The organism is Streptomyces sp. NPDC045026 (genome assembly GCF_056432625.1).
Genome location: NZ_JBWKIS010000007.1, coordinates 1 through 25,699, shown reverse-complemented (window position 1 = coordinate 25,699; position 25,699 = coordinate 1). Strand labels below are relative to the sequence as shown.

Below are 25,699 nucleotides of genomic sequence, written 5' to 3'. Positions count from 1 at the left end.
ACGACGAGCCTCACCGCCGTGCGTTTCCGTTCGCTGACCCGTGCGTTTCCGTGGTGTTTCGTGTTGCGCCGGGGTTTCCGGAGCCTCACCGCGGACCGGCTCGGCACCGCAGGTGCGGCAGGACGCGATGGATCAGGGACAATGGGCGCCATGAGCGTTCGTACCCAGTCATCCGAGCCGTCCGGGGAAGCGTCCCACCGGGCCGGCTTCGCCTGCTTCGTCGGCCGCCCCAACGCGGGCAAGTCCACCCTTACGAATGCTCTGGTCGGCAAGAAGGTCGCGATCACCGCGGACCAGCCGCAGACCACGCGGCACACGGTGCGCGGCATCGTGCACCGGCCCGACGCCCAGCTGATCCTGGTCGACACCCCGGGCCTGCACAAGCCGCGCACGCTGCTCGGCCAGCGGCTCAACGACGTCGTGCGCACGACGTGGGCCGAGGTCGACGTCATCGGCTTCTGCCTGCCCGCGAACGAGAAGCTCGGCCCCGGCGACCGCTTCATCGCCAAGGAGCTCGCCTCCATCAAGAAGACGCCGAAGGTCGCGATCGTCACCAAGACCGACCTGGTCGACAGCAAGCAGCTCGCCGAGCAGCTCATCGCCATCGACCAGCTCGGCAAGGAGCTCGGCTTCGAGTGGGCGGAGATCGTGCCCGTCTCGGCCGTCGCCGACCAGCAGGTCGGTCTGCTCGCCGACCTGCTCGTCCCGCTGCTGCCCGAGGGTCCCGCGCTCTACCCGGAGGGCGACCTCACGGACGAGCCGGAGCAGGTCATGGTGGCGGAGCTGATCCGCGAGGCCGCGCTGGAGGGCGTGCGCGACGAGCTGCCGCACTCCATCGCCGTCGTCGTCGAGGAGATGCTGCCGCGCGAGGACCGCCCGGCGGACCGGCCGCTCCTCGACATCCACGCCTTCGTCTACATCGAGCGCCCCAGCCAGAAGGGCATCATCATCGGCCCGAAGGGCAAGCGCCTCAAGGACGTCGGCATCAAGTCCCGCAAGCAGATCGAGGCCCTCCTCGGCACCCCCGTCTTCCTGGACCTGCACGTGAAGGTCGCCAAGGACTGGCAGCGGGACCCGAGGCAGCTGCGCAAGCTGGGCTTCTAGGCTGCCTATCGGGTGCGGGCCCGTGCGGCCCGTGCCTCGGGGCTCCGCCCCGGACCCCGCTCCTCAAACGCCGGAGGGGCTGAACGTGCGGGACCCGCGCAAGTTCCGTGCCCTCACGGCGCGCTCGGGCTCAGGTCCTGGAGGCCCACGACCCGCAGCAGTTCCAGGCGTTCGTACGCCTCCGTGCCCGGTCGCGCCGAGTGCACGACGAGCTGCTGGTCGTGGCCGTCGCTGAGCAGGACCTCGCAGTCGAGGTCGAGGGCGCCGACCACGGGGTGCAGGAAGCGCTTCGGCGACGGACGGCGCACCACCACGTCGTGCGACCGCCACAGCTCCTCGAACTCCCGTGATCCGGCGCGTAGTTCGGCCACGAGGGCGGCCGGGCCCGGGTCGTCCGGGCGGGCCGCGGCGACCGCCCGCAGGCTCGCCACGTGGGCCCGCGCGTGCGCCTCGTGGTTCTCGGGCGGGAACATGGGCCGGGTCGCCGGGTTCATGAACCAGTCGCGGATCACGTTCCTGCCGGTGTGGTCGCCGGTCAGGGCCACCGACATCGTGTTCTGGGCGAGCATCTCGCCCCAGTCGCTGATCACCGAAGCCGGCAGATCGTGCAGCCGGTCCAGGATGAGCAGCAGTCCGGGCCGGACGTGCCCGGAGGAACGGCCCGCCCGGGGCGGCTCCTCGCCCGCCAGATGGAACAGATGGTCGCGCTCGGTGTCGTCGAGCCGCAGCGCGCGGGCCAGCGCCGTCAGCATCTGCCGCGACGGATGGGCGCCGCGGCGCTGCTCCAGGCGCGTGTAGTAGTCCGTGGACATCCCGGCGAGCTGCGCCACCTCCTCGCGGCGCAGCCCCGGCGTGCGGCGCCGCGGGCCCGCGGTCAGGCCCACGTCGGACGGGGTCAGGCGGGCGCGGGACCGGCGCAGGAAGTCGGCGAGTTCGGCTCGGTTCACCTTTTCAGGATCGCTCGGAACCGCTCCCGTAACCAGGGAGCGCCGGTCCCCGGATAACCGCGTCTCTCCCGCCGCGCCCGCCACTCGCGCAGGCTTCGGGCATGGCTACGAAACACGAGGAGGCGGCCATGCTGACACTGGTGACAGGTGCGACGGGCAAGGTCGGACAGCGGTTCGTGCCGCGACTGCTGCAGAACACGGCGCCGGGCGACCGGGTGCGGGTGCTCGTACGGGACGCGGCGCGCGGCGAGCGGTTCGCCGCACTGGGCGCGGACGTGGTGGTCGGCGACCTGCGGGACGCGGACGTGCTCGGCAAGGCGACGGCCGGGGCGGACGCCGTGGTGAACGTCGCCGCTGCGTTCCGCGGAGTGCCCGACGAGGAGGCGCGGGCGGTCAACAGGGACGCCGCCATCGAGCTGGGCCGGGCCGCCGTGTCCGCAGGGGTGCGACGGTTCGTGCAGGTCAGCACGGGTCTGGTGTACGGCACCGGGCGCGGCAGGCCACTGGTCGAGGACGATGAGCCGGTGCCGGGCGGCCACATGTGGGGCGCCTACCCCGAGTCCAAGTGGGAGGCGGAGCGCGCGCTGCGGGCGATGGACGGCCTCGACGACCTGCGCATCGCACGGCTGCCCTTCGTGTACGGCGACGGGGATCCGCACCTGGCCGACGCGATGCTGTTCGCGCCGAACTGGCAGGCGCTGCAGCGCCTGCACATGGGCCACCACGCGGATGTCGCCCAGGGCCTGCAACGGCTCCTGTTCGCGCCGGGCGCGCACGGTGTCTACAACATCGCCGACGACGCCCCGATCACCACGGTCGACCTCTACCAGCTCAACGGCGTACCGGTACCGCAGGAGGCGTACGACAAGGTGGACACGGACCCGTGGTCCGGCGTGATGTCGACGGGCCGCATCCGCCGCGAACTGGGCTTCCGCCCGTTCTTCCCGTCCGTGTGGACGGCCCTGGACGCCGGCGCGCTGTAGAGCCCACCGGCTAGTAGCCCACCGGGCCCACCGGTACTGGCCCGCTGGTAGTGGCCCACCCGTCAGGCGACCGACCGGATCCGCCGCACCAGGAGCGCCCCCGCAAGCCCGATCACCGCCGCCACCAGGTACAGGACGCGGTAGCCGCCGAGATACGTCACGATCGGCGCGGCGAGCGCGGGCGCGGCCACCTGGGGCAGTGCGTTGGCGACGTTGATGACGCCCAGGTCCTTGCCCCGGTCCATGGCCTTGGGCAGGACGTCCGTCATCAGCGCGAAGTCGACCGAGGTGAAGACGCCGAAGCCGACGCCGAGGACCGCCGCCGCGACGATCGCGCCCGGCCAGGTCTGCCAGCCGGCCAGCGCCGCCGTCGCCACCGCCATCAGGACGCCCGACCAGATCACGAAGGGCTTGCGGCGCCCCACCCGGTCGGAGGCGGCCCCGGCCACGACGACCGTGCACAGCAGGGTCACGCCGTTGACCGCCGTCAGGATGAGCACGCCCTGGTCGGGGTCGCCGTAGTGCAGGCGGTCGCGCAGGTAGTAGAGGAGGTACAGGAGGACCAGCGCGTTGCTGAGGTTGATCAGGAAGCGGGTCAGCCAGGCCCAGCCGAGGTCGGGGTGGCGGCGGGGGCTCAGCCAGAACCCGGCCAGGAAGGTCCGCCGGTCCCACGGCGGCCGGTCCGCCGGGTCGAGCCGCAGGTCCGGATGGCGCAGCACGTACGGCAGAACGCCGACCAGGGCGAACACCGCGCACGCCGTGTACCCGGCGCCCACTCCGCCCACGACCGTCGCGAGCCCCGTGCCCACGACCACACCCAGAATCTGCGCCGCCCCCAGCCAGCCGCCCACCACGCCCCGCTGGAGCCGCGGCACCCGGTCGGGCACGGCCGCCGTCACCGCCGCGAACGCCGCGTTCAGCGTCAGCTGCACCAGGCACCAGCCGGCCGCCATCGTCCACACCGACCCGGCCCCCGCCAGCAGGAGCAGCGCGCACGCGCCGCCGCCCGCGCCCGCCACGATCCACGGCGTGCGCCGCCCGAACCGCGACACCGTACGGTCCGAGAGCGCGCCGAAGAACGGGTTGGCGGCGAGCGACACCACCGCGCCCACCCCGGTCACCCACGCGAGCAGCGTCTCCTTGGACAGGCCGGTGCCGGGCGCGAAGTCCTCGGCCTGGACGGCGAGCAGGATCTGCAGGGGCCCGTACCAGCCCACCCAGATCGCCCCGTTGGCCAGCGACAGAGCGGCCGTCCAGCCGCGCCCGACCTGCTCGACGGGTTCGTCGAGCGCCGCGGCGGACGTCATGCGCGCTGCGCCCGCAGCACGTCCCGCAGCCAGTGGTACGACGCCTTCGGCGTGCGCTCCAGGGTCGCGTAGTCGACATGGACGAGGCCGAAGCGGCGCGCGTAGCCCTCCGCCCACTCGAAGTTGTCCATCAGCGACCACACGAAGTAGCCGCGCACGTCGACACCGGCATCGAGCGCCCGGTGCAGGGCCCGCAGATGGCCGTCCAGGTAGGCGATCCGCTCCTGGTCGTCGACTCCCTCGTAACTGCAGCCGTTCTCGGTGATGACGAGGGGCGGGAGCCGGTCGCCGTAGCGGTCGCGGAAGGCGAGGAGGAGCTCGGTGAGCGCTTCGGGGACCACCGGCCAGCCGAAGTCCGTGACGGGATATCCCTCGATCTCCCGCGGGGAGAAGGGGAGTTCGGGCGGCAGGGTGAGGCCGGAGAACTCCGTCGCCGCCCCCGACGCGAGCGGCGCGCCCACCTTGGTCGGCTGGTAGAAGTTGATCCCGTACCAGTCGACGGGCTCCGCGATCACCTTAAGATCGGCCGCCACGTCGCCCGGCATCAGGTCGCCGATGCCCTCCGGGTAGGCGCCGAGCAGCAGCGGGTCGGCGAAGAGCCAATTGAGGAGCACGTCGTAGAAGTCCGCGGCCTCGCGGTCGGCCGGGTCGTCGGAGGCGGGCCAGGTCGGGCCGTGCGAGTTCGCGATCCCGATGTCCGTGGCGCCGGCCGCGCGCAGCGCCCGTACGGCGAGGCCGTGGCCGAGGAGCTGGTGGTGGGCCACCGGCAGCGCGTCGAACAGGAGCTGCCTGCCGGGCGCGTGCTGGCCGAGCGCATGGCCGAGCAGGGTGTGCTCGGCGGGCTCGTTGAGGGTGATCCACTTCTGTACGCGGTCGCCGATACGGTCCGCGACCTGGGCCGCGTAGTCCGCGAAGAGCGACGCCGTGTCCCGCTTCAGCCAGCCGCCCGCCTCCTCCACGGACAGCGGGGTGTCCCAGTGGAAGAGCGTCGGCACGGGCTGTACTCCCGCCGCGCACAGCGCGTCGACGAGCCGGTCGTAGAAGTCGAGGCCGCCCGGTGACAGGACCCGCGGCCAGGAGACGGAGAAGCGGTACGCCCCCACCCCGAGGCCCGCGATCAGTGCCACGTCCTCGCCGTAGCGGTGGTAGTGGTCGCAGGCGACGGTGGCCGTCGAGCCGTCCTTCACCCGCCCCGGCTCTGCCGTGAACGCGTCCCACACGGAGGGCAGGCGCGCGTCGACGGCGCCCTCGATCTGATGGGCCGAGGTGGACACGCCCCACAGGAAGTCGTGCGGGAACTGAGGTATCGGTTCGCTCGCTGCCATGCGCGCGATCATGCGTACCGGCGGTAACAGAAGTCAACGCCCTTGCGGGAAAAGGTCGTTGCACCCCCGAAGGGTCGCTACGCCCCTTCCTTCAGCACCCGCGAGATCAGTCCCCGCTGCTCGTCCGTGAGCCGTGGATCCGCGCAGTACACGGTCTTCCCGTCCACCGTGATCGTGTAGCTGAACCCGTCCGGCACCCCCACCGGCGGCGTGCCCCGGCCGGCGGCCAGCGCCCGCTCGGCCAGGGCATGCCACTCGTGGGCGTCGGCACGGCCCGAGGTGTCGACCTCGGCCCGCCGCTCGATCCCGGCGAATCCTCCGGTACGGATGATCTGAATACGCATGGGACCTGTCTACTCCAGCGGCCGCCCGCTGCCCAGCCGGGCGGCCGCCGAGCCTGCGCCTGAGGCGGCCCTACTGCGTCGGCACGCCGACCTGGGACCAGGCCTTCTGGACGGACTCCAGCTCTTCGCCGTCCTTGTAGCGGGTGCGCGCCGCCTTCACCGTCAGCTTCGCGAAGTCCGCGAAGGACGCGTCCTGCGCCAGCTCCCCGCCGGTCAGCACGTCGTACCAGATCTGTCCGGCCCGCTCCCACGCGTTGCCGCCGAGTGCCACGGCCAGCAGGTAGAAGGCGCGGTTCGGGATGCCGGAGTTGATGTGCACGCCGCCGTTGTCGCTGCTCGTCTGCACGAAGTGGTCCATGTCGGCGGGCTGCGGGTCCTTGCCGAGCACGTCGTCGTCGTACGCCGTGCCGGGGGCCTTCATGGAGCGCAGGGCCTTGCCGGTGACGCGAGGCGCGAGCAGGCCCGCGCCGATCAGCCAGTCGGCGTCCGCCGCGCTCTGACCGAGCGAATACTGCTTGATCAGGGAGCCGAAGACGTCCGAGACCGACTCGTTCAGGGCGCCCGGCTGCCCGAAGTAGGTGAGGTTCGCCGTGTACTGGGTGACGCCGTGCGTCAGCTCGTGGCCGATCACGTCGACGGGGATGGTGAAGTCGAGGAAGATCTCCCCGTCCCCGTCGCCGAACACCATCTGCTCGCCGTTCCAGAACGCGTTGGTGTAGTCGTTGTCGAAGTGCACGGACGCCGTCAGCGGCAGGCCGCTGCCGTCGATGGAGTCGCGCGCGAACTTCTCCAGATACAGCTCGAACGTGGCGCCGAGGCCCGCGTACGCGCGGTTGACGGTCGCGTCCCTGCCCGGCTCGGTCCCCTCGCCGCGGACCTTCGTGCCCGGCAGCTCGGTGTGGTGGCCCGCGTCGTAGACCGTGCGGTGCGGCTTGTGCTCGATGGCGTCCGCGGGTGCGGCCACCGCGGAGGCACCGATCACGGTGGTCAGGCGGCGGCGCGTGCGCTCCAGGGCGTCGCGTTCCAGGGTGCGGCGGGCCGGTGCGGAGAGGGCGGGATCGCCGGACCGGGCGGCCTTGTCGAGGATGTGGGGCGGCACGATGGTGCAGAAGACGGGCTCGAAGCCCGTGCGGTTCGCGGTCATTTCGGCAATGTGGCATTGCGTGACCACGCTGTCACTACTCGCAGCCGAGATTAATGAAATAGAGGTATTCGTCACCTCTTGCCCGTTACCTGACGGCAATCCCGCATACTGATACACACCCCCGTCCCTCGCACGGCTGGGCTAGGCTGCGACACATCATGCGTTACGGGTTGCTTCTCCTTAGCTGCCGCGGCGAGGGCCTGTAGTCGAGGCCGACCCCCTCCCCGCGGAGTTCGGTGTTGCGCTCAGACCGTCGGCCGTCCTTCCGGACACACCCGAGGAGCCCCCGCACATGCCGAACTTCCAGCGCCCCACTTCCATGCCGGTCCACAAGTACGGACAGTACGAGCAGGTCGACATCCCCGACCGCACGTGGCCCGGCAAGCGCGTCACCGTCGCCCCCCGCTGGCTCTCCACCGACCTGCGCGACGGCAACCAGGCGCTGATCGACCCGATGTCCCCGGCTCGCAAGCGCGAGATGTTCGACCTCCTGGTCCGCATGGGCTACAAGGAGATCGAGGTCGGCTTCCCCGCCTCCGGTGAGACCGACTTCGCATTCGTACGGTCGATCATCGAAGAGGGCGCGATCCCGGACGACGTGACGATCTCCGTGCTGACGCAGGCGCGCGAGGAGCTCATCGAGCGCACGGTCGAGTCCCTGAAGGGCGCCAAGCGCGCGACGGTGCACCTGTACAACGCGACCGCGCCGACCTTCCGCGAGATCGTCTTCCGCGGCTCCAAGGAGCAGATCAAGCAGATCGCCATCGACGGCACGCAGCACGTCATGGACTACGCGGAGAAGATCCTCGGCCCGGAGACGACCTTCGGCTACCAGTACAGCCCGGAGATCTTCACCGACACCGAGCTGGACTTCGCGCTGGAGGTCTGCGAGGCGGTCATGGAGGTCTACAAGCCGGGCCCCGGCCGCGAGATCATCCTCAACCTGCCCGCCACCGTGGAGCGTTCGACCCCGTCCACGCACGCGGACCGCTTCGAGTGGATGCACCGCAACCTGTCGAACCGCGAGTACGTCTGCCTGTCCGTGCACCCGCACAACGACCGCGGCACGGCCGTCGCCGCCGCTGAGCTGGCGCTGATGGCCGGCGCCGACCGCATCGAGGGCTGCCTGTTCGGCCAGGGCGAGCGCACCGGCAACGTCGACCTGGTCACGCTGGGCATGAACCTGTTCTCGCAGGGTGTCGACCCGCAGATCGACTTCTCCGACATCGACGAGATCCGCCGCACCGCCGAATACTGCAACCAGATGGAGGTCCACCCGCGCCACCCCTACGCGGGCGACCTGGTCTACACGTCCTTCTCCGGCTCCCACCAGGACGCCATCAAGAAGGGCTTCGAGGCGATGGACGCGCGGGCCAAGGCCGCCGGCAAGTCCGTCGACGACATCGAGTGGGCGGTCCCGTACCTGCCCATCGACCCGAAGGACGTCGGCCGCTCCTACGAGGCCGTCATCCGCGTCAACTCGCAGTCCGGCAAGGGCGGCATCGCGTACGTCCTGAAGAACGACCACAAGCTGGACCTGCCGCGCCGCATGCAGATCGAGTTCTCGAAGATCATCCAGGCGAAGACGGACGCCGAGGGCGGCGAGGTCACGCCGAAGGAGATCTGGTCGGTCTTCCAGGACGAGTACCTGCCCAACGGCGAGAACCCGTGGGGCCGCATCCAGGTCAAGGCCGGGCAGACCACGACCGACACGGACGGCGTCGACACGCTGACCGTCTCGGCCGACGTCGACGGCGAGGCCACCGTCCTGACCGGTACGGGCAACGGCCCGATCTCGGCGTTCTTCGACGCCCTGCAGGCCGTCGGCATCGACGCCCGCCTGCTGGACTACCAGGAGCACACGATGAGCGAGGGTGCCTCCGCGCAGGCCGCCTCGTACATCGAGTGCGCGATCGGTGACAAGGTCCTGTGGGGCATCGGCATCGACGCGAATACGACACGCGCGTCCCTGAAGGCCGTGGTCTCCGCGGTCAACCGCTCCGCACGCTGACCCAGGTCACCGGCACGTTCCCCGGCCCCGTCCGCCCTCGTGGCGGGCGGGGCCGCGTCGTATACCGGCCATGGTCCCGTACAAGGTGATGACGCCGTATCAACAATGTGGCTAACATCACGCCCAACCAGGCGATGTGGCCTGGGGGTCGACGGAGGTGTGCGACGTGCTGCTGAATTGGGGACGAACCAGTCGTAACGGTCCCGGTGTTCCAGTGGCACGCGCCGGGGCCCGCCCGCTGTCGCGCCTCATCGGCGTCCGCACCGCGTGGACCACCGTCGGCGACGGGGAGTTCTTCTGTCCCGGCTGCGGCGGCGACCGCAACTACCGTCGCCGCACGGGCCGTCGCCGCTTCGTGCTCCTCGGCATCCCGCTCGTCCCACGCGGCGGCACCGGCCCCGTCGTCGAATGCGCGGCCTGCGAGGACCGGTTCGCCGCCGACGTCCTCGACCACCCCACCACGCACCGCTTCTCCGCGATGCTCCGCGACGCCGTCCACACCGTCGTCCTCGCGGTCCTCTCCGCGGGCGGAGTCTCCTCCCGTACGGCCCTTGAGACCGCTGTCGGGACACTGCGCGGCGCCGGGTTCGACGACTGCACGGACGTCCGGCTCGCCGCGCTCGTCGAGGCGTTGCTCACCGACGCGGGCCGCGTCCCCGAACACTGCGGGCCCGGCGCCGGACTCGCCATCGAACTCCACGAGGCCCTCGACCCGCTCGCCCCGCACCTCGCCCCCGCCGGACGCGAGTCGATCCTCCTCCAGGGCGCGAGAATCGCGCTCGCCGACGGGCCCTACACGCCCGCCGAACGCGACGTCCTCAGCACCGCGGGCGCCGCCCTCACCATGTGCACGGACGAGGTGTCCCAACTCCTGGAAGCGGCCCGCACCCCGTCGTGAACCATCACGGAGGGGCCCGCAATTCCAGTCCCTCCGGCATTTGAGGAGCGGGGTCTGGGTCAGAGCCCCAGGACTTTCGCGCTACAACAGCCCCGCCGCCGCCAGAAACTTCCCCACCCGCTCAACCTCCCCCGCCGACAGCGGAACCTGCGGAGCGGCCGTCACCGGGCAGTCGATCACGCCCCGCAGATACAGGGCCGCCTTGAACGCCCCGAGGGCGGACGAACTCCCGCCCATCCGCGCCGGATCCCCCACCCGCACCATCCGGAACAGCGCGCACAGCCGCTCCTGTTCGACCCGCGCCCGCTCCCGGTCACCGGCCCGGCAGTACGCGTACAGCCGCGCGTACCCGGCCGGGTCGACGTTCCCGAGGCCCGGCACCACCCCGTCCGCGCCCATCGCGAGCGCCGAGTCCACGGTCAGCTCGGACCCGGTCAGGACGCTGAACCCCGAGACGTCGGCGCGGGAACGTGCGCCGATGAGGACCTCGCGGAAGGCGCCTTCGTCACCGCTGGAGTCCTTCAGGCCGGCCAGCGTCCCGTCGGCGGCCAGCTCGAGGACGAGGTCCGCGCCCAGCTTGGAGTGCACCGACACCGGGAGGTCGTAGGCGAAGACGGGCAGGCCGCAGCGCTGGGCCAGGAGCCGGAAGTGGCGGGCGATCTCGGCCGGGTGGGTGCGCGTGTAGAAGGGTGCCGTGGCGACGATCCCGTCCGCGCCGGCCTCCGCCGCCGTACGGGCGTGGTCGAGGACGCGCAGGGTCGCCATGTCGATCGCCCCGGCCAGGACGGGCAGCTGACCGGCGACATGACCGACGACGGTGTCGACGACCACTTTGCGGTGCCGGTCGGGCAGGAAGGCCGCCTCGCTGGAGGAGCCGAGCACGAAGAGCCCGTCGACACCACCCGCGACGAGGTGGTCGACAAGGCGTACGAGGGAAGCGACATCCACCTCGTTGTCCGGGGTCAGGGGTGTGCAGACGGGCGGGACGACTCCGGTCAGCAGAGGGAAAGGCGCGGAGCGCGGCCTTAGAAGGGCGGTGGTGGGAGACGGGTGGGCGGGCAGGGTCATGAAACCTCCTGGACGAGTTCGTGCGTGGACTGGCCCTCGCGCACGGGATGGTGGCAGCGGAACCGATGCCCGTCACCGCTCGGTTCGAACCCCGGCATCGCCTCCGCGCACGCCGCGTCGGCCTTCCAGCACCGCGTACGGAACGGGCAGCCGCTCGGTGGATGCGTCGCCGACGGCACCGGGCCGACCAGCGGGATCGGGTCGATCGGGTCGAGCAGTCCGGGCGTCGCCGAGAACAGCGCGCGGGTGTACGGGTGCCTGGCCCGGTCGAGCACGTCGTCGGACGGCGACTCCTCCACGATCCGGCCCAGATACATCGTGATCACGCGGTCGCTCATGCGCCGCACGGTCTGGATGTCGTGCGAGACGAACACGAGGGCGAGACCGAGGCGTTCCTTCAGGTCGAGCAGCAGATTCAGGATCTGCGCCCGCACCGACACGTCGAGCGCGCTCGTCGGCTCGTCCGCCACGACCAGAGCTGGTTCGAGCGCGAGGGCACGGGCGATCGCCACGCGCTGGCGCTGCCCGCCCGACAACTGGCCGGGCAGCGCTCCCGCGAGTGCGCCCGGCAGGCCGACCAGAGACATCAGCTCCGTCACGCGTTCCTCGCGCGCGGTGGGTGTGCCACGGCGATGGACGTCGAGGGGGTCGCGCAGGATCTGGCGGATGGTCAGGCGCCGGTTCAGGGCGGTCGACGGATCCTGGAAGATCATGCCGACCCCCTCACCGACGGCTGCGCGCCGCTCGGCCGGCTTCATCGTCCACAGGTCGCGGCCGTCCACGACGACCGTGCCGGACGTCGGACGCTGCACCCCCACGAGGACCTTGGCGAGCGTCGACTTGCCGCAGCCGGACTCGCCGACCACGCCGACCGTCTCGCCGGGCGCCACGGACAGGTCGGCGCCGGTGAGGGCGTACACCCGGTCGCGGGCGAACAGGCCGCCGGAGCGGGCCCGGTGCACCACGTGGGTATCCCTCAACTCGACCACGGGATCCGTCACTTGAGTGCCTCGCTTCCCCGGGGAGCCGGAACCGTGGGCGGCGGGACGACCGCCGGATGGTGACAGGCCGACGCGTGCCGCCGGCCGCCGAGCAGATCGGGCGCCGTCGTCCGGCACACCTCGCTCGCCATCGGGCACCGGTCGGCGAACCGGCAGCCCGCCGGGAAGTCGGCCGGTGACGGCACGACGCCCCTGATCTGCGTCAGCCGGTCCGCCGCCGTCTCCAGCGAGAGGACCGAGCCGAGCAGCCCGCGCGTGTAGTGGTGGGTGGGCGCCTCGACGAGGTCCGCCGTCACGCCCGTCTCCACGATCTGCCCGCCGTACATCACGACCACCCGGTCCGTGACGTCGGCGACGAGTGCCAGGTCGTGCGAGACGAGGATCAGTGCGAAGCCCAGCTCCTCGCGCAGCCGCAGCAGCAGCTCGATGACCTGCGCCTGCACGGTCACGTCGAGTGCGGTCGTCGGCTCGTCGGCGACGATCAGCTTCGGGCTGCGCGACAGGGCCATCGCGATCAGGACGCGCTGGCGCTGGCCGCCCGACAGCTCGTGCGGATAGCTGCGCAGGGTGCGCTCCGGATCGAGGCCGACGAGGGAGAGCAGCTCGGCCGGGGTGCGGCGGCCACCTCGGCGTACGACCTGCTTGAGCTGGGAGCGCACGGTCATCGCCGGGTTCAGCGAGGACAGGGCGTCCTGGTAGATCATCGCCATATCGTGGCCGAGGAGCCGGCGCCTGGCGCCCATCGAGCGGCCGATCAGTTCCTGGCCGTCGAAGGTGACCCGGCCGCGGATCCGCGCGCCCTTGGGTTCGAGCCCCATCACCGTCAGCGCGGTCAGTGACTTGCCGCACCCCGACTCGCCGACCAGGCCGAGCACTTCACCGGGCCGCACGTCGAACGTGATGCCGTCGACGATGTCCACACCGCCGTGCCGCGCGTCGAAGCCGATGGCCAGATCGGTGACCTGGAGGACGGGGTCGCCCTCGGGCAGGGGCCGGGCGCGGGACCTCAGCCGGGTGGCGGCCTCGGTGAGTCCGGGCAGTTCGAGGACGGTGCCGCTGCCGGGCTTCGGCGCTTCGAGGCGGTCCGCCTCCGCGCCGGACACGTCGCGCGCGGCGGGCGCGGCCCACGCGTCGGAGACGCCCTCGGACAGGATGTTGAGCGCCAGCACCGTGAGCAGCATCAGCAGGCCGGGGAAGACGGTCGCCCACCAGCCTCCGATGAGCACCATGTTCTTGCCGTCCGCGATGACACTGCCCCACGACGGGTCGGGCGGCCGGACCCCCGCCCCGATGAACGACAGGGACGCCTCGAAGACGATGGCTTCCGCGACCTGCACCGTGCAGAAGACCAGGACCGGCGCCGCGCAGTTGACCGCGACGTGCCGCAGCACGATGTGCGGCGTCCGCGCCCCGATCACCCGTTCCGCCGTCACGTAGTCCTCGCCGTACTGGTCGAGCACGTTGGCCCGTACGACCCGGGCGACCGGCGGAGTGAACAGGAACGCGATCGCGCAGATCAGTACGGGGATGCCGCCGCCGAACACGGCGACGAGGACGGCCGCGAGAGCGATCCCGGGGAACGCCATCACGACATCGAGGCAGCGCATCAGCGTCTCGTCGACGGCCTTGCGTGACGTCGCCGCGATCGCGCCGAGCACCGCGCCCACCACGAGCGCGAGGAGCGTCGCGCCGAGCCCGATGGCGAGCGACCAGCGGGCCCCGTACATCAGCCGGCTGAGGATGTCGCGGCCCAGGCTGTCCTGGCCCATCCAGTGGCTGCCCGACGGATGCCCGGTGCCGTCGGTCTGCGTCTGCTGGTCGAGCGGGTCGTGGGGTGCGAGCAGCGGAGCGAACAGTGCTACGAGGACGACGACGCCGACGACGGCTACCGCGATCCGGGACAGGACGGGCAGCCGGCGCAGGGAGCGCAGCCGGATGCCCGGCCGCGACAGCGCCTCGGCGAGCGCTTTACGGGAGGTGACCGTCTTACGGGAGGTGACCGTCTTACGGGAGGTGACCATCTAGCTCTGCGCCCCCCTGAGCCTCGGGTTGACCATCAGATACAGGATGTCGATGGCGAGGTTGACGACGACGAATCCGACGGCCGTCGTCAGGACGACCCCCTGGACCACCGCCGGGTCCCCGTTCTTCACCGCGTCGATCATCAGCTTCCCCATCCCCGGCAGGGAGAAGATCGTCTCCGTGACGACCGCCCCGCCCAGCAGATAGCCGACCCGCAGTCCGAGCACGGTCAGCGGATTGATGAGGGCGTTGCGCAGCACGTTGCGCCCCACCACGACGACCGGCGGAAGACCGCTGCCGATCGCCGTACGGACGTAGTCCTTGTCCAGCTCCTCGACCACCGCCGTCCGCACGATCCGCGTCAGCTGCGCCGCGACCGGCAGGGACAGCGACAGCGCCGGGAGTGTCATGCACTTGAGCCAGCCGGTGAAGGAGTCCGCCGGGTTGATGTAGCCGCCGGTCGGGAACCAGCCCTGCCCGACCGCCAGGTACTGGATCATCAGCAGCGCCAGCCAGAACCCGGGCGCCGCCACCCCCGTCAGGGACACGACGCGGATGATCTGGTCGAGGAGCCGGTCGCGGTGGATGGCCGCCGTGACACCGAGCACCAGGGACACGACGACCGCGACCGCGAGGCCGAGGAACGTCAGCTGCAGTGTCAGCGGCAGCGCGGTGGTCACCTGCTCGACCACCGGCTGCCGGGTCAGGGCGCTGACGCCCATGTCGCCCCGGACGAGATCGCCCACGAAGTGGAAGTAGCGCACGGGCAGCGGATCGAGCAGTCCGTTGCGCTCCCGGAAGTCGTGCAGCTGCTGCGGCGTCGGATTGGCGCCCTGGAAGAACGCCGACGCCGGATCACTGTCCGAGAACCGCATCACGAGAAAGACGAACAGGACGATGCCGAGCAGCAGCGGCACGAGCAGGACCAGGCGGCGGGCCAGAATTCTGGCGATCACGACCACGGGCACGAACTCCCTTGCGAGAAAGCCGCGTTACGCGGGCTTGGCCTTGAGCACGTTGATCCCGGGATAGGGCTGCGCCTGCACACCGGTGATCTTCTTCGGGTCCCAGGCCGTCATCAGCTCGTTGTGCACGACCGGGTAGAGCACGGCCTGCTCGGCGACGATGTCGATGTACTCCTGGATCATCGTCTTCTTCTTCGCCGGGTCCGGCTCGCGCGTGGCCTGGTCCATCAGCTTGAAGAGGTGCTTGGCGTCGGAGCTGCCGGCCCAGCGCGCGTAGCCCATCCACAGGTTCGAGGGGCCGTAGTTGTAATGCATGATCAGGTCGGCGTCGAGACCGAACTGGTTGGGGTTCGAGGCGGCCGCCACGATCTGGTAGTCCTTCTTCTGGTCCATCTTCGTGAAGACGGCCGTGGTCTCCTGCGGGTCGAGCGTGGTCTTCACGCCGATCGCGTCCCACGAAGCCTTGATCGTCGGCAGACAGTCCATGATCCACGACACGTTGACGGACATCAGGGAGACCGAGAGCCCGCTGGCCCCGGCGTCCTTGAGGAGCTTCTTCGCCTTCTCGGGGTCGTAGTCGTACACCGTCTTCGCCGGCCGGTGGTCGGGATTGCCCTCGTTCAGGAACGAACTCGCGCCCTTCCCGTGCCCCTTGAGCGCCACCTCGATCATCTTCTGCTTGTCGATGGCGTAGTGCAGGGCCTGGCGCACCCGCACGTCGTCGAACGGCTTGTGCGCTGTGTTGAACATCAGGAAGAGGTTGTTCATCCCGGCCCCGCCCTCGACGGTGAGGCCGCCCTTCTTCAGCTGGGCGATGTTCGCGTACGGGATGTTGTCCGCGATCTGCGCGTCCGCGCTGCCACCGGAGATCTTCGCGACGCGGGGCGCCGCGTCCACGATGGTCAGCCAGTTCATCTTCTTGAACGACGCCTTGCGCGGCCCGTTGTAGTCCGGATACGCCTCGAAGGTGGTGTTCGTCTTCGGCTGGTGCGAGGTCTGCCGGTACGGGCCCGAGCCCACGGCCTTGCCCTTGGTCGCGTCGTCCCACGCGCCCGGCTTCGAGAACACGTGCTTCGGCATGATCTTGGCGAGGGTCAGCCGCGCGGCCCCGTCCGGGAACGGGAACTTGAGGACCAGCTCGACCGAGTCGTCGCCCGTCTTCCTGACCTCCTTGAGCCAGCTTTCGAAGAAGCCCTTGGCGAGCGACTGCGTGCCCGGGTCGAGGATCCGGTCGAAGACGAACACGACGTCGTCCGCGGTGACGGGCTTGCCGTCGTGCCACTTGGCGCCCGCGCGCAAGGTGAACTTCCAGGTGGTGGTGGCCAGTTCGGCGTCCGTCGGCACCTTCGTGGCGAGCGCCGCGTAGGGCTCGCGCGTGATCGGGTCGGTGTCGAGGAGTCCCTCGTAGATGTGCTGGTTGCCGGCCATGGCGAAGGCCGACGCGGTCTGCGTCGGGTCCCAGCTTCCGTCGTTGCCGTATCCGATGACCGCGGTCAGCGAGGATCCGCCGCCCTTGCCGCCGCCCGTGTCGTTGGTGGACTTCGGCCCGGACGAACAGGCCGACAGAGAGGTGGAGATGGCAGCGGCCGCGCCGAGGGCGCCGGTGTACTTGAGGAAGGATCGGCGGCCGGTCGCCTCGTGGTCGCTCATGGTGCCTCCAGAGAGGGAGTTGCGCGGGAGATCCAACGTCCTACGTCTTGGTAGCGACGTGACCATAAGAGCGCCGCGAGGGCCGGTCAAGAGATCGCGCAGAGAAGCCCGGAGGGAGTCCGGAGGGCTCCGGGCGGCGGGCGCGAAGAAGTTTGGTCCCGACATGGGACGTGGGACGTCTGCTGCGCCTACGATGCCCCGCATGTCTGAGGAGCCCAGGAACCCGGCGATACGGCACCGCCGCGTCAGTCAGCAGGTCCAGCGCGCGGTCACACAGCTGATCCTGGACAGAGGGCTGCGGCCCGGCGAACTGCTGCCCACCGAGGCCGAGTTGATGGAATCGCTCGGCGTCAGCAGGAACTCCGTACGCGAGTCCCTCAAGGCCCTCCAGGCGCTGGACATCGTCGAGATCAGACACGGCTACGGCACCTACGTCGGCCAGGCCTCTCTCACCCCGCTCGCCGATGGCCTCACCTTCCGCACCCTGCTGCGCCCCGCCGCCGACGCGCACGCCCTGGCCGAGATCCTCCAGGTCCGCGAGATCCTGGAGGAAGGCCTGATCCGCAGGGTCGCCGCGGCCCCGCTCCCGCCGGAGATCCTCGACCGGCTCGACGGCATCGTCGGCAGGATGGCAACGGCGGGTGAGGCCGACGTACCCTTCGCCGACCTAGACCGGGACTTCCACGAGACGCTCTACCGCTCGCTGGGCAACGAGCTGATCCCGCAGCTCCTCGGCGCGTTCTGGAACGTCTTCGACCGCGTCGCCGGCGCGCGCTCCTGGTCCAGCGACCCCGACCCCGACGTCACCGTCAGCCGCCACCGCGACATCGTCACGGCCCTGCGCGCCCAGGACGCCGTCGGCGCGCAGCGGGCCATGGCGCATCACTTCCGAGGCATCGAGGCGCGCGCGGAACAGGAGACCAGGGGCGTCGAGTGAGGGCCCTGGATTTCATGGAGTGAAGCGCGCACATTCCCCCGGCTTCACGCAGAATCGAGCATCCCTGTTTGCGAATGGCGTGTTCGAATTTGCCATCGCCGCATAGAGCCCAGAGGTCCCTCCCACTCTAATTGGCGCGTGCCCCTCCCTGGGCGGGAAGCGTGAAATTCGACGGCGCCGGGGAGCCACCTGACGTGGGCGGAACGGCGGCTCGGGCACACGATCGGGGGTGCGGTAAGAGCTGGGTGAATACCCACACCGGAGATCGGGAATTGCCTCTCGCGTCACCACGCTGACGATTCAGCGCCACGTCCCGTGTCTGCTCGTGGAATGGGGCCGTTGTTTCGGTTGACGCTGCCGCCCGCCGGGAAACGCATGGAACGTATGGACAGGAGCCAACGCCGATGAAGCCGCCAATCGGTTCTTACGCCGTCGACATCAGCACCGGACAGGTGGGCCGGGTCATGGGGCACGAGGGTCCGTACGTACAGCTCCGGCCCTTCGGAGGCGGCCGCGAATGGGACTGCGCCCCGGACACCGTGCGGGTGGCGACGACTTCCGAGCGGCTGCGGGCGGCGACGGCCTATGCGAACGCGAGGAGCCGCGGCGAGGTCCCCTGACCCCACCCCTTCGGCGTAGGCGAGAATAGGGGCCATGAGCCTGTTCCGCGACGACGGCATCGTGCTGCGCACCCAGAAGCTGGGTGAAGCGGACCGCATCATGCTGTTCTCTTTCGGGGGGCGACCCCCGTACCCCCAGCCGGAACCCCGCGGCGGCGTGCGATGAGTCTCTTCCGTGACGACGGCATCGTGCTGCGCACCCAGAAGCTGGGTGAAGCGGACCGCATCATCACGCTGCTCACTCGCAATCACGGGCGCGTGCGCGCCGTGGCCCGGGGTGTGCGGCGCACCAAGTCCAAGTTCGGCGCCCGGCTCGAACCCTTCTCGCACGTCGACGTGCAGTTCTTCGCGCGCGGCAGCGAGCTGATCGGGCGCGGGCTGCCCCTGTGCACCCAGAGCGAGACCATCGCCCCCTACGGCGGAGGCATCGTCAGCGACTACGCCCGGTACACCGCCGGCACGGCCATGCTGGAGACCGCGGAGCGCTTCACCGACCACGAGGGCGAGCCGGCCGTCCAGCAGTACCTCCTCCTGGTCGGCGGACTGCGCACCCTCTCCAGGGGCGAGCACGAACCCCATCTCGTCCTCGACGCCTTCCTGTTGCGCTCCCTCGCCGTGAACGGCTACGCCCCGAGTTTCGGCGACTGCGCGAAGTGCGGCCTCCCGGGCCCCAACCGGTTCTTCTCCGTCGGCGCGGGCGGCTCGGTTTGCGTCGACTGCCGGGTACCGGGCAGCGTCGTACCCTCACCGCAGGCCCTCATCCTCCTCGGCGCGCTGCTGACCGGCGACTGGGAGACGGCGGACGCGTGCGAGGCACGCTTCGTGAGAGAGGGCAGTGGACTGGTGTCGGCGTATCTGCACTGGCACCTGGAGCGCGGACTGCGCTCGCTGCGTTACGTAGAGAAAAGCTAGAACTGAGCTAGGGGAGAGCCCACATGGCACGTCGCGGAATCCTCGGACGGTCCCGCCGTGAGTACAAGACGCCCGAACCGCACCCGACGGGCGCGCGGCCGCCGAAGATCCCTGGCGAGCTCGTGCCGGAGCACGTCGCCATCGTCATGGACGGCAACGGCCGGTGGGCGAAGGAGCGCGGGCTGCCGCGCACTGAGGGCCACAAGGTCGGCGCCGAGCGGGTCATGGACGTCCTCCAGGGCGCGATCGAGATGGGCGTCGGCGCGATCTCGCTCTACGCCTTCTCCACGGAGAACTGGAAGCGCTCGCCCGACGAGGTCCGCTTCCTCATGAACTTCAACCGCGACTTCATCCGCAAGACCCGCGACCAGCTCGACGAGCTGGGCGTACGGGTGCGCTGGGTCGGCCGCATGCCCAAGCTGTGGAAGTCGGTCGCCCAGGAGCTGGAGATCTCCCAGGAACAGACCAAGGGCAACGACAAGCTGACCCTCTACTTCTGCATGAACTACGGCGGCCGCGCCGAGATCGCCGACGCCGCACAGGCCATCGCCGAGGACGTGAAGGCCGGCCGCCTCGACCCGTCGAAGGTGAGCGAGAAGACCTTCGCGAAGTACCTCTACTACCCGGACATGCCGGACGTCGACCTGTTCCTGCGCCCCAGCGGCGAGCAGCGCACCTCCAACTACCTGCTGTGGCAGAGCGCTTACGCCGAAATGGTCTTCCAGGACGTCCTGTGGCCCGACTTCGACCGCCGCGACCTGTGGCGCGCCTGCCTCGAATACGCCTCCCGGGACCGCCGCTTCGGCGGAGCCATCCCGAACGAGGAAGAGATCGCCAACAGCTGATCAAACGCGTGTGGGGGGTACCCGGAAGTACCCCCCACACGCACAGCACACGGACGGAACGGCCGCTCAGCCCTCCGCGGAAGCGCCCGCAGCGCCCGCAGCATCCGCGGCGCCCGCGCACTCCGCGCACGTACCGAAGATCTCCACCGTGTGCGCCACGTTCACATACCTGTGCTCCGCGGCGATCGCCTCGGCCCACTTCTCCACGGCCGGGCCCTCGACCTCGACCGCCTTGCCGCACACCCGGCACACCAGGTGGTGGTGGTGCTCGCCGCTGGAGCAGCGCCGGTAGACGGCCTCGCCGTCCGACGTGCGCAGGACATCGACCTCGCCCGCGTCGGCGAGGGATTGCAGGGTGCGGTAGACGGTCGTGAGACCCACCGAGTCACCCTTGTGCTTGAGGACGTCGTGGAGGTCCTGGGCACTGCGGAACTCGTCCACCTCGTCGAGCGCCGCCGCCACGGCCGCACGCTGGCGGGTGGACCTGCCTCGAACCGGGGCTCCCACTGTTGCCTCCTCGGATTTGCTGCCGGCGGCCCATTGTGCCAGGCCGCGCGGTGCCCGGGTCAGACCTCGGCCCCGGCCTGACCGGGGATCCGGCCTGGAATCGCACACTCCGCCGGGTCACCGGCCGCGCTCGCCGCAGCCCGCGCCCTGCGCCTGGCCAGCGGCGCGGCGACCAGGCTGAAGACGATGAACGCGGCGATGGCCAGCAGCACGATCGTCGCGCCGGGCGGGATCTCGACGTAGTAGTTGGTGATGGTGCCGCCCAGCGTCGTGGTGACGCCGATGGCCACGGCGATCGCGAACGTCGCCGCGAAGCTCCGCGTGAGCTGCTGCGCGGCCGCCACCGGGACCACCATCAGCGCGGACACCAGGAGCAGGCCCACGACCCGCATGGCGACGGTGACGGTGGCCGCCGCGGTCACCGCGACAAGCAGGTTCAGGAAGCGCACCGGCAGGCCGGTGACCCGGGCGAACTCCTCGTCCTGGCTGACCGCGAACAGCTGCCTGCGCAGACCGATCGTGACCAGGGCGACGAACCCGGCGAGGATGCAGATCGACACGAGGTCGCTCTGCGAGACGGTCGACAGCGAGCCGAAGAGATAGCTCTGCAGGTTCGCCGTGGAGCCGCCGGGGGCGAGGTTGATCAGCATCACGCCGCCCGCCATACCCCCGTAGAAGAGCATCGCGAGCGCGATGTCGCCGCGCGTCTTCCCGTACCAGCGGATCAGCTCCATGATCACCACGCCGACGACGGAGACGGCCATCGCCATCCACACGGGCGAGGTGGAGAGCAGGAAGCCGAGGCCGACGCCCGTCATCGCGACATGGCCGATGCCGTCGCCCATCAGGGCCTGCCGGCGCTGGACGAGGTAGATGCCGATCGCGGGGGCGGTGATGCCGACCAGGACCGCGGCGATCAGGGCCCGCTGCATGAAGGCGGAGTCGAGGAATTCCATGTCAGCTCAGCAGTCCTGTGCGTACGGGGGTGAGGTCCGAGGTGTGCGGGTGGACGTGGTCGTGGCCCGGCAGCGCGTGCTGGCCGACCGCCTCCGGGGGCGGCCCGTCGTGCAGGACGCAGCCGTCACGCAGCACGACGGCACGGTCGATCAGCGGCTCCAAAGGGCCCAGCTCGTGCAGGACGAGCAGCACCGAGGCACCGGCCGCGACCTGCGCCCGCAGCGTCCGAGCCAGGATCTCCTGGCTCGCCAGGTCGACGCCCGCCATCGGCTCGTCCATGATCAGCAGCTCGGGCTCGGAGGCCAGGGCCCGCGCGATCAGCACGCGCTGGTGCTGGCCGCCGGAGAGCGCGTCCACCGAGTCCTTGGCGCGGTCGGCCATCCCGACCAGCTCCAGCGCCCGGCGCACCGCCTCACGGTCCGCCTTGCGCAGCAGCCCGAACCGGGCCCGCGAGAGCCGCCCCGAGGACACGACCTCGGTGACCGTGGCGGGCACACCGCCCGCGGCGGTCGTGCGCTGCGGCACGTACCCGACCCGCGCCCAGTCCCGGAACCGCCGCCGCGGCGTACCGAAGATCTCGACCTCGCCGCCGCTGACGGGCACCTGGCCGATCACCGTACGGACGGCCGTCGACTTGCCCGAACCGTTGGCGCCGAGCAGGGCCACGACCTCACCGCGGCGCACGGTCAGATCGATGCCGCGCAGCACGGGACGCGAGCCGAGCTCGGCCGTCACGCTGCGCAGGGCTATGACGGGCTCGCCGGCCTTCACCGATGCGTCCGTCACCGATGCGTCCATGCCGCTGTCCTCCGTGGTCACTTGGCGCCGAGCGCCTTCTGCAGGGCCTTGAGATTCGAATCCATCACCTGGATGTAGTCGTCGCCCTTGGACTTGTCCGTGATGCCCTCGAGCGGGTCGAGCACATCGGTCTTGAGGTGCGCGTCGCCCGCGAGGGTCTTTGCCGTCCTGTCGCTGACGAGCGTCTCGTAGAAGATCGTGGTGACCCCGTCGGCCTTCGCCATGTTCTGGAGGTCCTTCACGCGGGCCGCGCTGGGCTCGCTCTCCGGGTCGAGGCCGCTGATGGCCTCCTCGGTGAGCCCGTACCGCTCGGCGAGATAGCCGAAGGCCGCGTGGGTCGTGATGAACACCTTCGAGTCGGTGTTCTTCAGTCCGTCCTTGAACCGCGTGTCCAGCCCGCCGAGCTTGCCGACGAGCGCCGCGGTGTTCTTCTTGTACGCCGCCGCGTGATCCGGGTCGGCCTTCTCGAAGGCCTTGCCCACACCCTCGGCGACCTCGGCGTACTTCACCGGGTCCAGCCAGATGTGCGGATCGCGGCCGCCCTCGCCGCCGTGCTCGTGGTCGTGCTCCTCGGCATGCCCGCCGACCTCGGTGCCGTGCTTCTCCAGATGCGTCAGGGAGGCCGCATCGACCTTGGTCTTGATCCCGGACTGCTGGATCGCGTCGTCGACGGCCGGCTGGAGGCCCTTGAGATAGAGGGCGACACCCGCGTCCTGGAGCTGCGCGGTCTGCTTGGCGCTGATCTCCAGGTCGTGCGGCTCCTGGCCGGGCTTGGTCAGATTGGTGACGGCGACGTGGTCCCCACCGATCTGCTCCGCGAGGTACTGCATCGGATAGAACGACGCCACCACCGCGAGCTTGCCGTCGCTGTTCTTGCCGTCACCCGAGGAGGCGGAGCAGGCCGACAGGGCCGTGAGGCCGAGCACGGTGACGGAGGCGACAGCAGCGGTGGGTATGAGGCGTCGTACGTTCATGACACTCATTTTCAACAAATCTGGAAACGATTGTCAACAAGCTGTCGCCGCGATCACATCGAAACGGGCATCCCACCCCAGCCGGGGCTCCCGACCCCCAACCGATTTGATCCGGAGCCCCAGGCCGCCGGTAACCTGAAGCATTCGCATTCGCTCTGAAGCAGCAATCGCTTCGTCGTCGTCGTAATGAAGAGAGCACCGTGGCCGCCGACAAGATCGACACCATCGTCAGCCTCAGCAAGCGCCGTGGCTTCGTCTACCCGTGCAGCGAGATCTACGGCGGCCAGCGCGCCGCCTGGGACTACGGGCCGCTGGGCGTCGAGCTGAAGGAAAACCTCAAGCGCCAGTGGTGGCGCTACATGGTCACCTCGCGCGAGGACGTCGTCGGTATCGACTCGTCCGTGATCCTGGCGACCGAGGTCTGGCAGGCCTCCGGTCACGTCGCCACGTTCACCGACCCGCTCACCGAGTGCACCTCCTGCCACAAGCGGTTCCGCGCGGACCACCTGGAGGAGGCGTACGAGGCCAAGCACGGCAAGCTGCCGGAGAACGGCCTCACCGACCTGAACTGCCCCAACTGTGGCAACAAGGGCACCTTCACCGAGCCCAAGCAGTTCTCGGGCCTGCTCTCCACGCACCTCGGCCCCACGCAGGACAGCGGCTCCGTCGCCTACCTGCGCCCCGAGACCGCCCAGGGCATCTTCACCAACTTCGCCAGCGTCCAGCAGACCTCGCGCCGCAAGCCGCCGTTCGGCATCGCCCAGATGGGCAAGAGCTTCCGCAACGAGATCACGCCCGGCAACTTCATCTTCCGCACCCGTGAGTTCGAGCAGATGGAGATGGAATTCTTCGTCAAGCCGGGCGAGGACGAGAAGTGGCAGGAGTACTGGATGGAGCAGCGCTGGAACTGGTACACCGGCCTCGGCATGCGCGAGGAGAACATGCGCTGGTTCGAGCACCCGGCGGAGAAGCTCTCCCACTACTCCAAGCGCACCGCTGACATCGAGTACCGCTTCCGCTTCGGCGGAAACGAGTGGGGCGAGCTCGAGGGCGTCGCCAACCGCACGGACTACGACCTCTCCGCGCACTCCAAGGCCTCCGGCCAGGACCTCTCCTACTTCGACCAGGAAGTCGGCGAGCGCTACACCCCGTACGTCATCGAGCCCGCCGCCGGTGTCGGCCGCTCCATGCTCGCCTTCATGCTCGACGCCTACGTCGAGGACGAGGCGCCCAACGCCAAGGGCAAGATGGAGAAGCGCACCGTCATGCGCTTCGACCACCGCCTCGCCCCGGTCAAGGTCGCGGTCCTCCCGCTGTCCCGCAACCCGGAGCTGTCCCCGAAGGCCAAGGGACTCGCCTCCGCGCTGCGCCAGAACTGGAACATCGACTTCGACGACGCGGGCGCCATCGGCCGCCGCTACCGCCGCCAGGACGAGATCGGTACGCCGTACTGCGTCACCGTCGACTTCGACACCCTCGACGACAACGCCGTCACGGTCCGCGAGCGCGACACCATGAAGCAGGAGCGCGTCTCGCTCGACCAGATCGAGGGCTACCTGGCGACGCGCCTCGTCGGCTGCTGAACCCAGGGCTGAACCGAGGTCTGAACCCAGGCCTGAACCCCTAAGGGGTCCCGCACTACAGAAGCGGCCCAGGAGCGTGCACATCGCGCTCCTGGGCCGCTTCCGTCGTTGCCGGGCGGCCGCGGACGCCCGGCAAGACACACAACGCACCACAGAAACCCCCCTGTTGATATTGCTCTTGCTGCACACTCCTTGCGGAACGCGCGCCCACAGGGGCCGCGGAGGAGGCGTCATGCTGCCGAACACCACCACGAGCAAGGTCAGCCGCTGGGACCAGCACGGCCGGGAGCACACGGTGCGGGTACAGCGCTCGGGCCCGCGCCGCACCATCAGATGCGACACCTGCGGCTGGCGAAAACCCGCCCAGTTCCTGCCCTGGCTCAAGGCCGAGGAGCACCTCGCCCAGGAGCACCAGGCGACCGTGGACCCGTCGGCCCAGGCGCCGCAGTAGGGTTGAATTGACACGGGGCCCGGAGATCCCTAGAGTCCTCCGAGTTGTCACCCGGCCAGTCGGCCCCGCGACAGCACCTCCGCCGCTCAAGCGGCACCCAAACAAGCAGCACGATCTCCCGCCGGGAGTGTATTCGGTACGCCCGAATTCAATTCACGGTGGACTCGGTGGCCCGATTAGGAGCCGCCGGGGGGAATCCGCTAAAGTCTGGGACGTCGGAACGGCCCAACAGCCGGGAAGGCAAAACCCCCGCTGACTGGGAATCAGGCCCGAAAGGATCTGATAGAGTCGGAACCGCCGGAAAGGGAAACGCGAAAGGCCGAAAGGCTGGAGCGGAAACCTGAAA

General features: G+C 70.0%; 25 protein-coding genes. 11 read left to right on the top strand and 14 right to left on the bottom strand.

Annotation, left to right across the window (positions count from 1 at the left end; translation table 11 throughout):
- Positions 1–141: 141 nt before the first annotated feature.
- On the top strand, positions 142–1,104 hold the full coding sequence (gene era, locus AC07EJ_RS17290; protein WP_389486077.1) for a GTPase Era: 963 nt from the start codon (positions 142–144) through the stop codon (positions 1,102–1,104).
- A gap of 113 nt (positions 1,105–1,217) precedes the next feature.
- Here era and AC07EJ_RS17285 read toward each other — a convergent pair whose 3' ends face one another.
- Complete coding sequence (locus AC07EJ_RS17285; RefSeq protein WP_478884463.1) at positions 1,218–2,051, bottom strand: helix-turn-helix transcriptional regulator; 834 nt, start codon at positions 2,049–2,051, stop codon at positions 1,218–1,220.
- Between the two features lie 128 nt (positions 2,052–2,179).
- Between AC07EJ_RS17285 and AC07EJ_RS17280 the strand changes: the two genes are divergently transcribed.
- The gene (locus AC07EJ_RS17280; RefSeq protein WP_478884560.1) at positions 2,180–3,034 is read left to right on the top strand and encodes an NAD-dependent epimerase/dehydratase family protein; all 855 of its coding nucleotides are present in this window, start codon (positions 2,180–2,182) and stop codon (positions 3,032–3,034) included.
- Positions 3,035–3,096: 62 nt separating this feature from the next.
- Here the strand turns inward: AC07EJ_RS17280 and AC07EJ_RS17275 are convergent, their stop codons facing one another.
- From AC07EJ_RS17275 to AC07EJ_RS17260, 4 genes are all read right to left on the bottom strand, one after another.
- Positions 3,097–4,341, bottom strand: a complete 1,245-nt coding sequence (locus tag AC07EJ_RS17275) for an MFS transporter (RefSeq protein WP_389486073.1) — start codon at positions 4,339–4,341, stop codon at positions 3,097–3,099.
- Complete coding sequence (locus AC07EJ_RS17270; protein WP_478884462.1) at positions 4,338–5,678, bottom strand: GH1 family beta-glucosidase; 1,341 nt, start codon at positions 5,676–5,678, stop codon at positions 4,338–4,340. Before AC07EJ_RS17270 ends, AC07EJ_RS17275 begins: the two co-directional genes overlap by 4 nt.
- A 65-nt stretch (positions 5,679–5,743) precedes the next feature.
- A complete protein-coding gene (locus AC07EJ_RS17265; RefSeq protein ID WP_389486069.1) occupies positions 5,744–6,010 on the bottom strand; it encodes a protealysin inhibitor emfourin in 267 nt (88 codons plus the stop codon).
- A 70-nt stretch (positions 6,011–6,080) separates the two neighbouring features.
- Positions 6,081–7,154 (bottom strand): M4 family metallopeptidase, encoded by a 1,074-nt coding sequence (locus AC07EJ_RS17260; RefSeq protein ID WP_478884461.1) that lies wholly within the window; start codon positions 7,152–7,154, stop codon positions 6,081–6,083.
- Between the two features lie 292 nt (positions 7,155–7,446).
- Between AC07EJ_RS17260 and leuA the strand changes: the two genes are divergently transcribed.
- Positions 7,447–9,165, top strand: a complete 1,719-nt coding sequence (gene leuA / locus AC07EJ_RS17255) for a 2-isopropylmalate synthase (protein ID WP_389486065.1) — start codon at positions 7,447–7,449, stop codon at positions 9,163–9,165.
- A 214-nt stretch (positions 9,166–9,379) separates the two neighbouring features.
- Positions 9,380–10,063 (top strand): TerB family tellurite resistance protein, encoded by a 684-nt coding sequence (locus AC07EJ_RS17250; RefSeq protein ID WP_393586461.1) that lies wholly within the window; start codon positions 9,380–9,382, stop codon positions 10,061–10,063.
- 81 nt (positions 10,064–10,144) lie between these two features.
- Here AC07EJ_RS17250 and AC07EJ_RS17245 read toward each other — a convergent pair whose 3' ends face one another.
- From AC07EJ_RS17245 to AC07EJ_RS17225, 5 genes are read right to left on the bottom strand one after another with little or no spacing between them, the layout of a single operon-like run.
- A complete protein-coding gene (locus AC07EJ_RS17245) occupies positions 10,145–11,131 on the bottom strand; it encodes a dihydrodipicolinate synthase family protein (RefSeq protein WP_389486061.1) in 987 nt (328 codons plus the stop codon).
- Entirely contained in the window at positions 11,128–12,132 is a 1,005-nt protein-coding gene (locus tag AC07EJ_RS17240; RefSeq protein ID WP_478884460.1) for an oligopeptide/dipeptide ABC transporter ATP-binding protein, read from the bottom strand. The genes AC07EJ_RS17245 and AC07EJ_RS17240 overlap by 4 nt, the downstream gene beginning before the upstream one ends.
- Entirely contained in the window at positions 12,129–14,153 is a 2,025-nt protein-coding gene (locus AC07EJ_RS17235) for a dipeptide/oligopeptide/nickel ABC transporter permease/ATP-binding protein (RefSeq protein ID WP_393586457.1), read from the bottom strand. Before AC07EJ_RS17235 ends, AC07EJ_RS17240 begins: the two co-directional genes overlap by 4 nt.
- Positions 14,154–15,116, bottom strand: coding sequence for an ABC transporter permease (locus tag AC07EJ_RS17230; RefSeq protein WP_362902708.1), 963 nt, complete (start codon positions 15,114–15,116; stop codon positions 14,154–14,156).
- Positions 15,117–15,146: 30 nt separating this feature from the next.
- The gene (locus AC07EJ_RS17225) at positions 15,147–16,769 is read right to left on the bottom strand and encodes an ABC transporter substrate-binding protein (RefSeq protein WP_389486055.1); all 1,623 of its coding nucleotides are present in this window, start codon (positions 16,767–16,769) and stop codon (positions 15,147–15,149) included.
- Positions 16,770–16,962: 193 nt separating this feature from the next.
- Here AC07EJ_RS17225 and AC07EJ_RS17220 point away from each other — a divergent pair, with 193 nt between their 5' ends.
- The 5 genes from AC07EJ_RS17220 to AC07EJ_RS17200 all read left to right on the top strand — a co-directional run bounded on the left by AC07EJ_RS17220 (position 16,963) and on the right by AC07EJ_RS17200 (position 20,083).
- Entirely contained in the window at positions 16,963–17,706 is a 744-nt protein-coding gene (locus AC07EJ_RS17220; protein ID WP_389486053.1) for a FadR/GntR family transcriptional regulator, read from the top strand.
- Positions 17,707–18,110: 404 nt separating this feature from the next.
- Positions 18,111–18,326, top strand: coding sequence for a hypothetical protein (locus AC07EJ_RS17215; RefSeq protein WP_100594282.1), 216 nt, complete (start codon positions 18,111–18,113; stop codon positions 18,324–18,326).
- Positions 18,327–18,360: 34 nt separating this feature from the next.
- The gene (locus AC07EJ_RS17210) at positions 18,361–18,492 is read left to right on the top strand and encodes a hypothetical protein (RefSeq protein ID WP_478884459.1); all 132 of its coding nucleotides are present in this window, start codon (positions 18,361–18,363) and stop codon (positions 18,490–18,492) included.
- Positions 18,489–19,238, top strand: coding sequence for a DNA repair protein RecO (gene recO / locus AC07EJ_RS17205; RefSeq protein WP_100594283.1), 750 nt, complete (start codon positions 18,489–18,491; stop codon positions 19,236–19,238). The genes AC07EJ_RS17210 and recO overlap by 4 nt, the downstream gene beginning before the upstream one ends.
- A 23-nt stretch (positions 19,239–19,261) precedes the next feature.
- Positions 19,262–20,083 carry an isoprenyl transferase gene (locus AC07EJ_RS17200; RefSeq protein WP_389486051.1) on the top strand — a complete coding sequence of 274 codons (822 nt, stop codon included), beginning with the start codon at positions 19,262–19,264 and terminating at the stop codon, positions 20,081–20,083.
- A 66-nt stretch (positions 20,084–20,149) separates the two neighbouring features.
- On the opposite strand, the gene AC07EJ_RS17195 is transcribed toward AC07EJ_RS17200, so the two are convergent.
- From AC07EJ_RS17195 to AC07EJ_RS17180, 4 genes are read right to left on the bottom strand one after another with little or no spacing between them, the layout of a single operon-like run.
- A complete protein-coding gene (locus AC07EJ_RS17195; RefSeq protein WP_393586452.1) occupies positions 20,150–20,590 on the bottom strand; it encodes a Fur family transcriptional regulator in 441 nt (146 codons plus the stop codon).
- A 59-nt stretch (positions 20,591–20,649) separates the two neighbouring features.
- Entirely contained in the window at positions 20,650–21,546 is an 897-nt protein-coding gene (locus tag AC07EJ_RS17190; RefSeq protein WP_393586450.1) for a metal ABC transporter permease, read from the bottom strand.
- 1 nt (position 21,547) lies between these two features.
- Positions 21,548–22,345: a metal ABC transporter ATP-binding protein gene (locus tag AC07EJ_RS17185; protein WP_393586448.1), complete on the bottom strand. Its 798-nt coding sequence runs from the start codon at positions 22,343–22,345 to the stop codon at positions 21,548–21,550.
- Positions 22,346–22,362: 17 nt separating this feature from the next.
- Positions 22,363–23,319 carry a metal ABC transporter substrate-binding protein gene (locus tag AC07EJ_RS17180; protein ID WP_389486043.1) on the bottom strand — a complete coding sequence of 319 codons (957 nt, stop codon included), beginning with the start codon at positions 23,317–23,319 and terminating at the stop codon, positions 22,363–22,365.
- A 200-nt stretch (positions 23,320–23,519) separates the two neighbouring features.
- Between AC07EJ_RS17180 and AC07EJ_RS17175 the strand changes: the two genes are divergently transcribed.
- Together AC07EJ_RS17175 and AC07EJ_RS17170 are read left to right on the top strand one after the other, a co-directional pair.
- Positions 23,520–24,902: a glycine--tRNA ligase gene (locus tag AC07EJ_RS17175; protein WP_389486041.1), complete on the top strand. Its 1,383-nt coding sequence runs from the start codon at positions 23,520–23,522 to the stop codon at positions 24,900–24,902.
- 232 nt (positions 24,903–25,134) lie between these two features.
- Positions 25,135–25,353 carry a hypothetical protein gene (locus tag AC07EJ_RS17170; protein WP_326775828.1) on the top strand — a complete coding sequence of 73 codons (219 nt, stop codon included), beginning with the start codon at positions 25,135–25,137 and terminating at the stop codon, positions 25,351–25,353.
- The last annotated feature ends 346 nt before the right edge of the window (positions 25,354–25,699 follow it).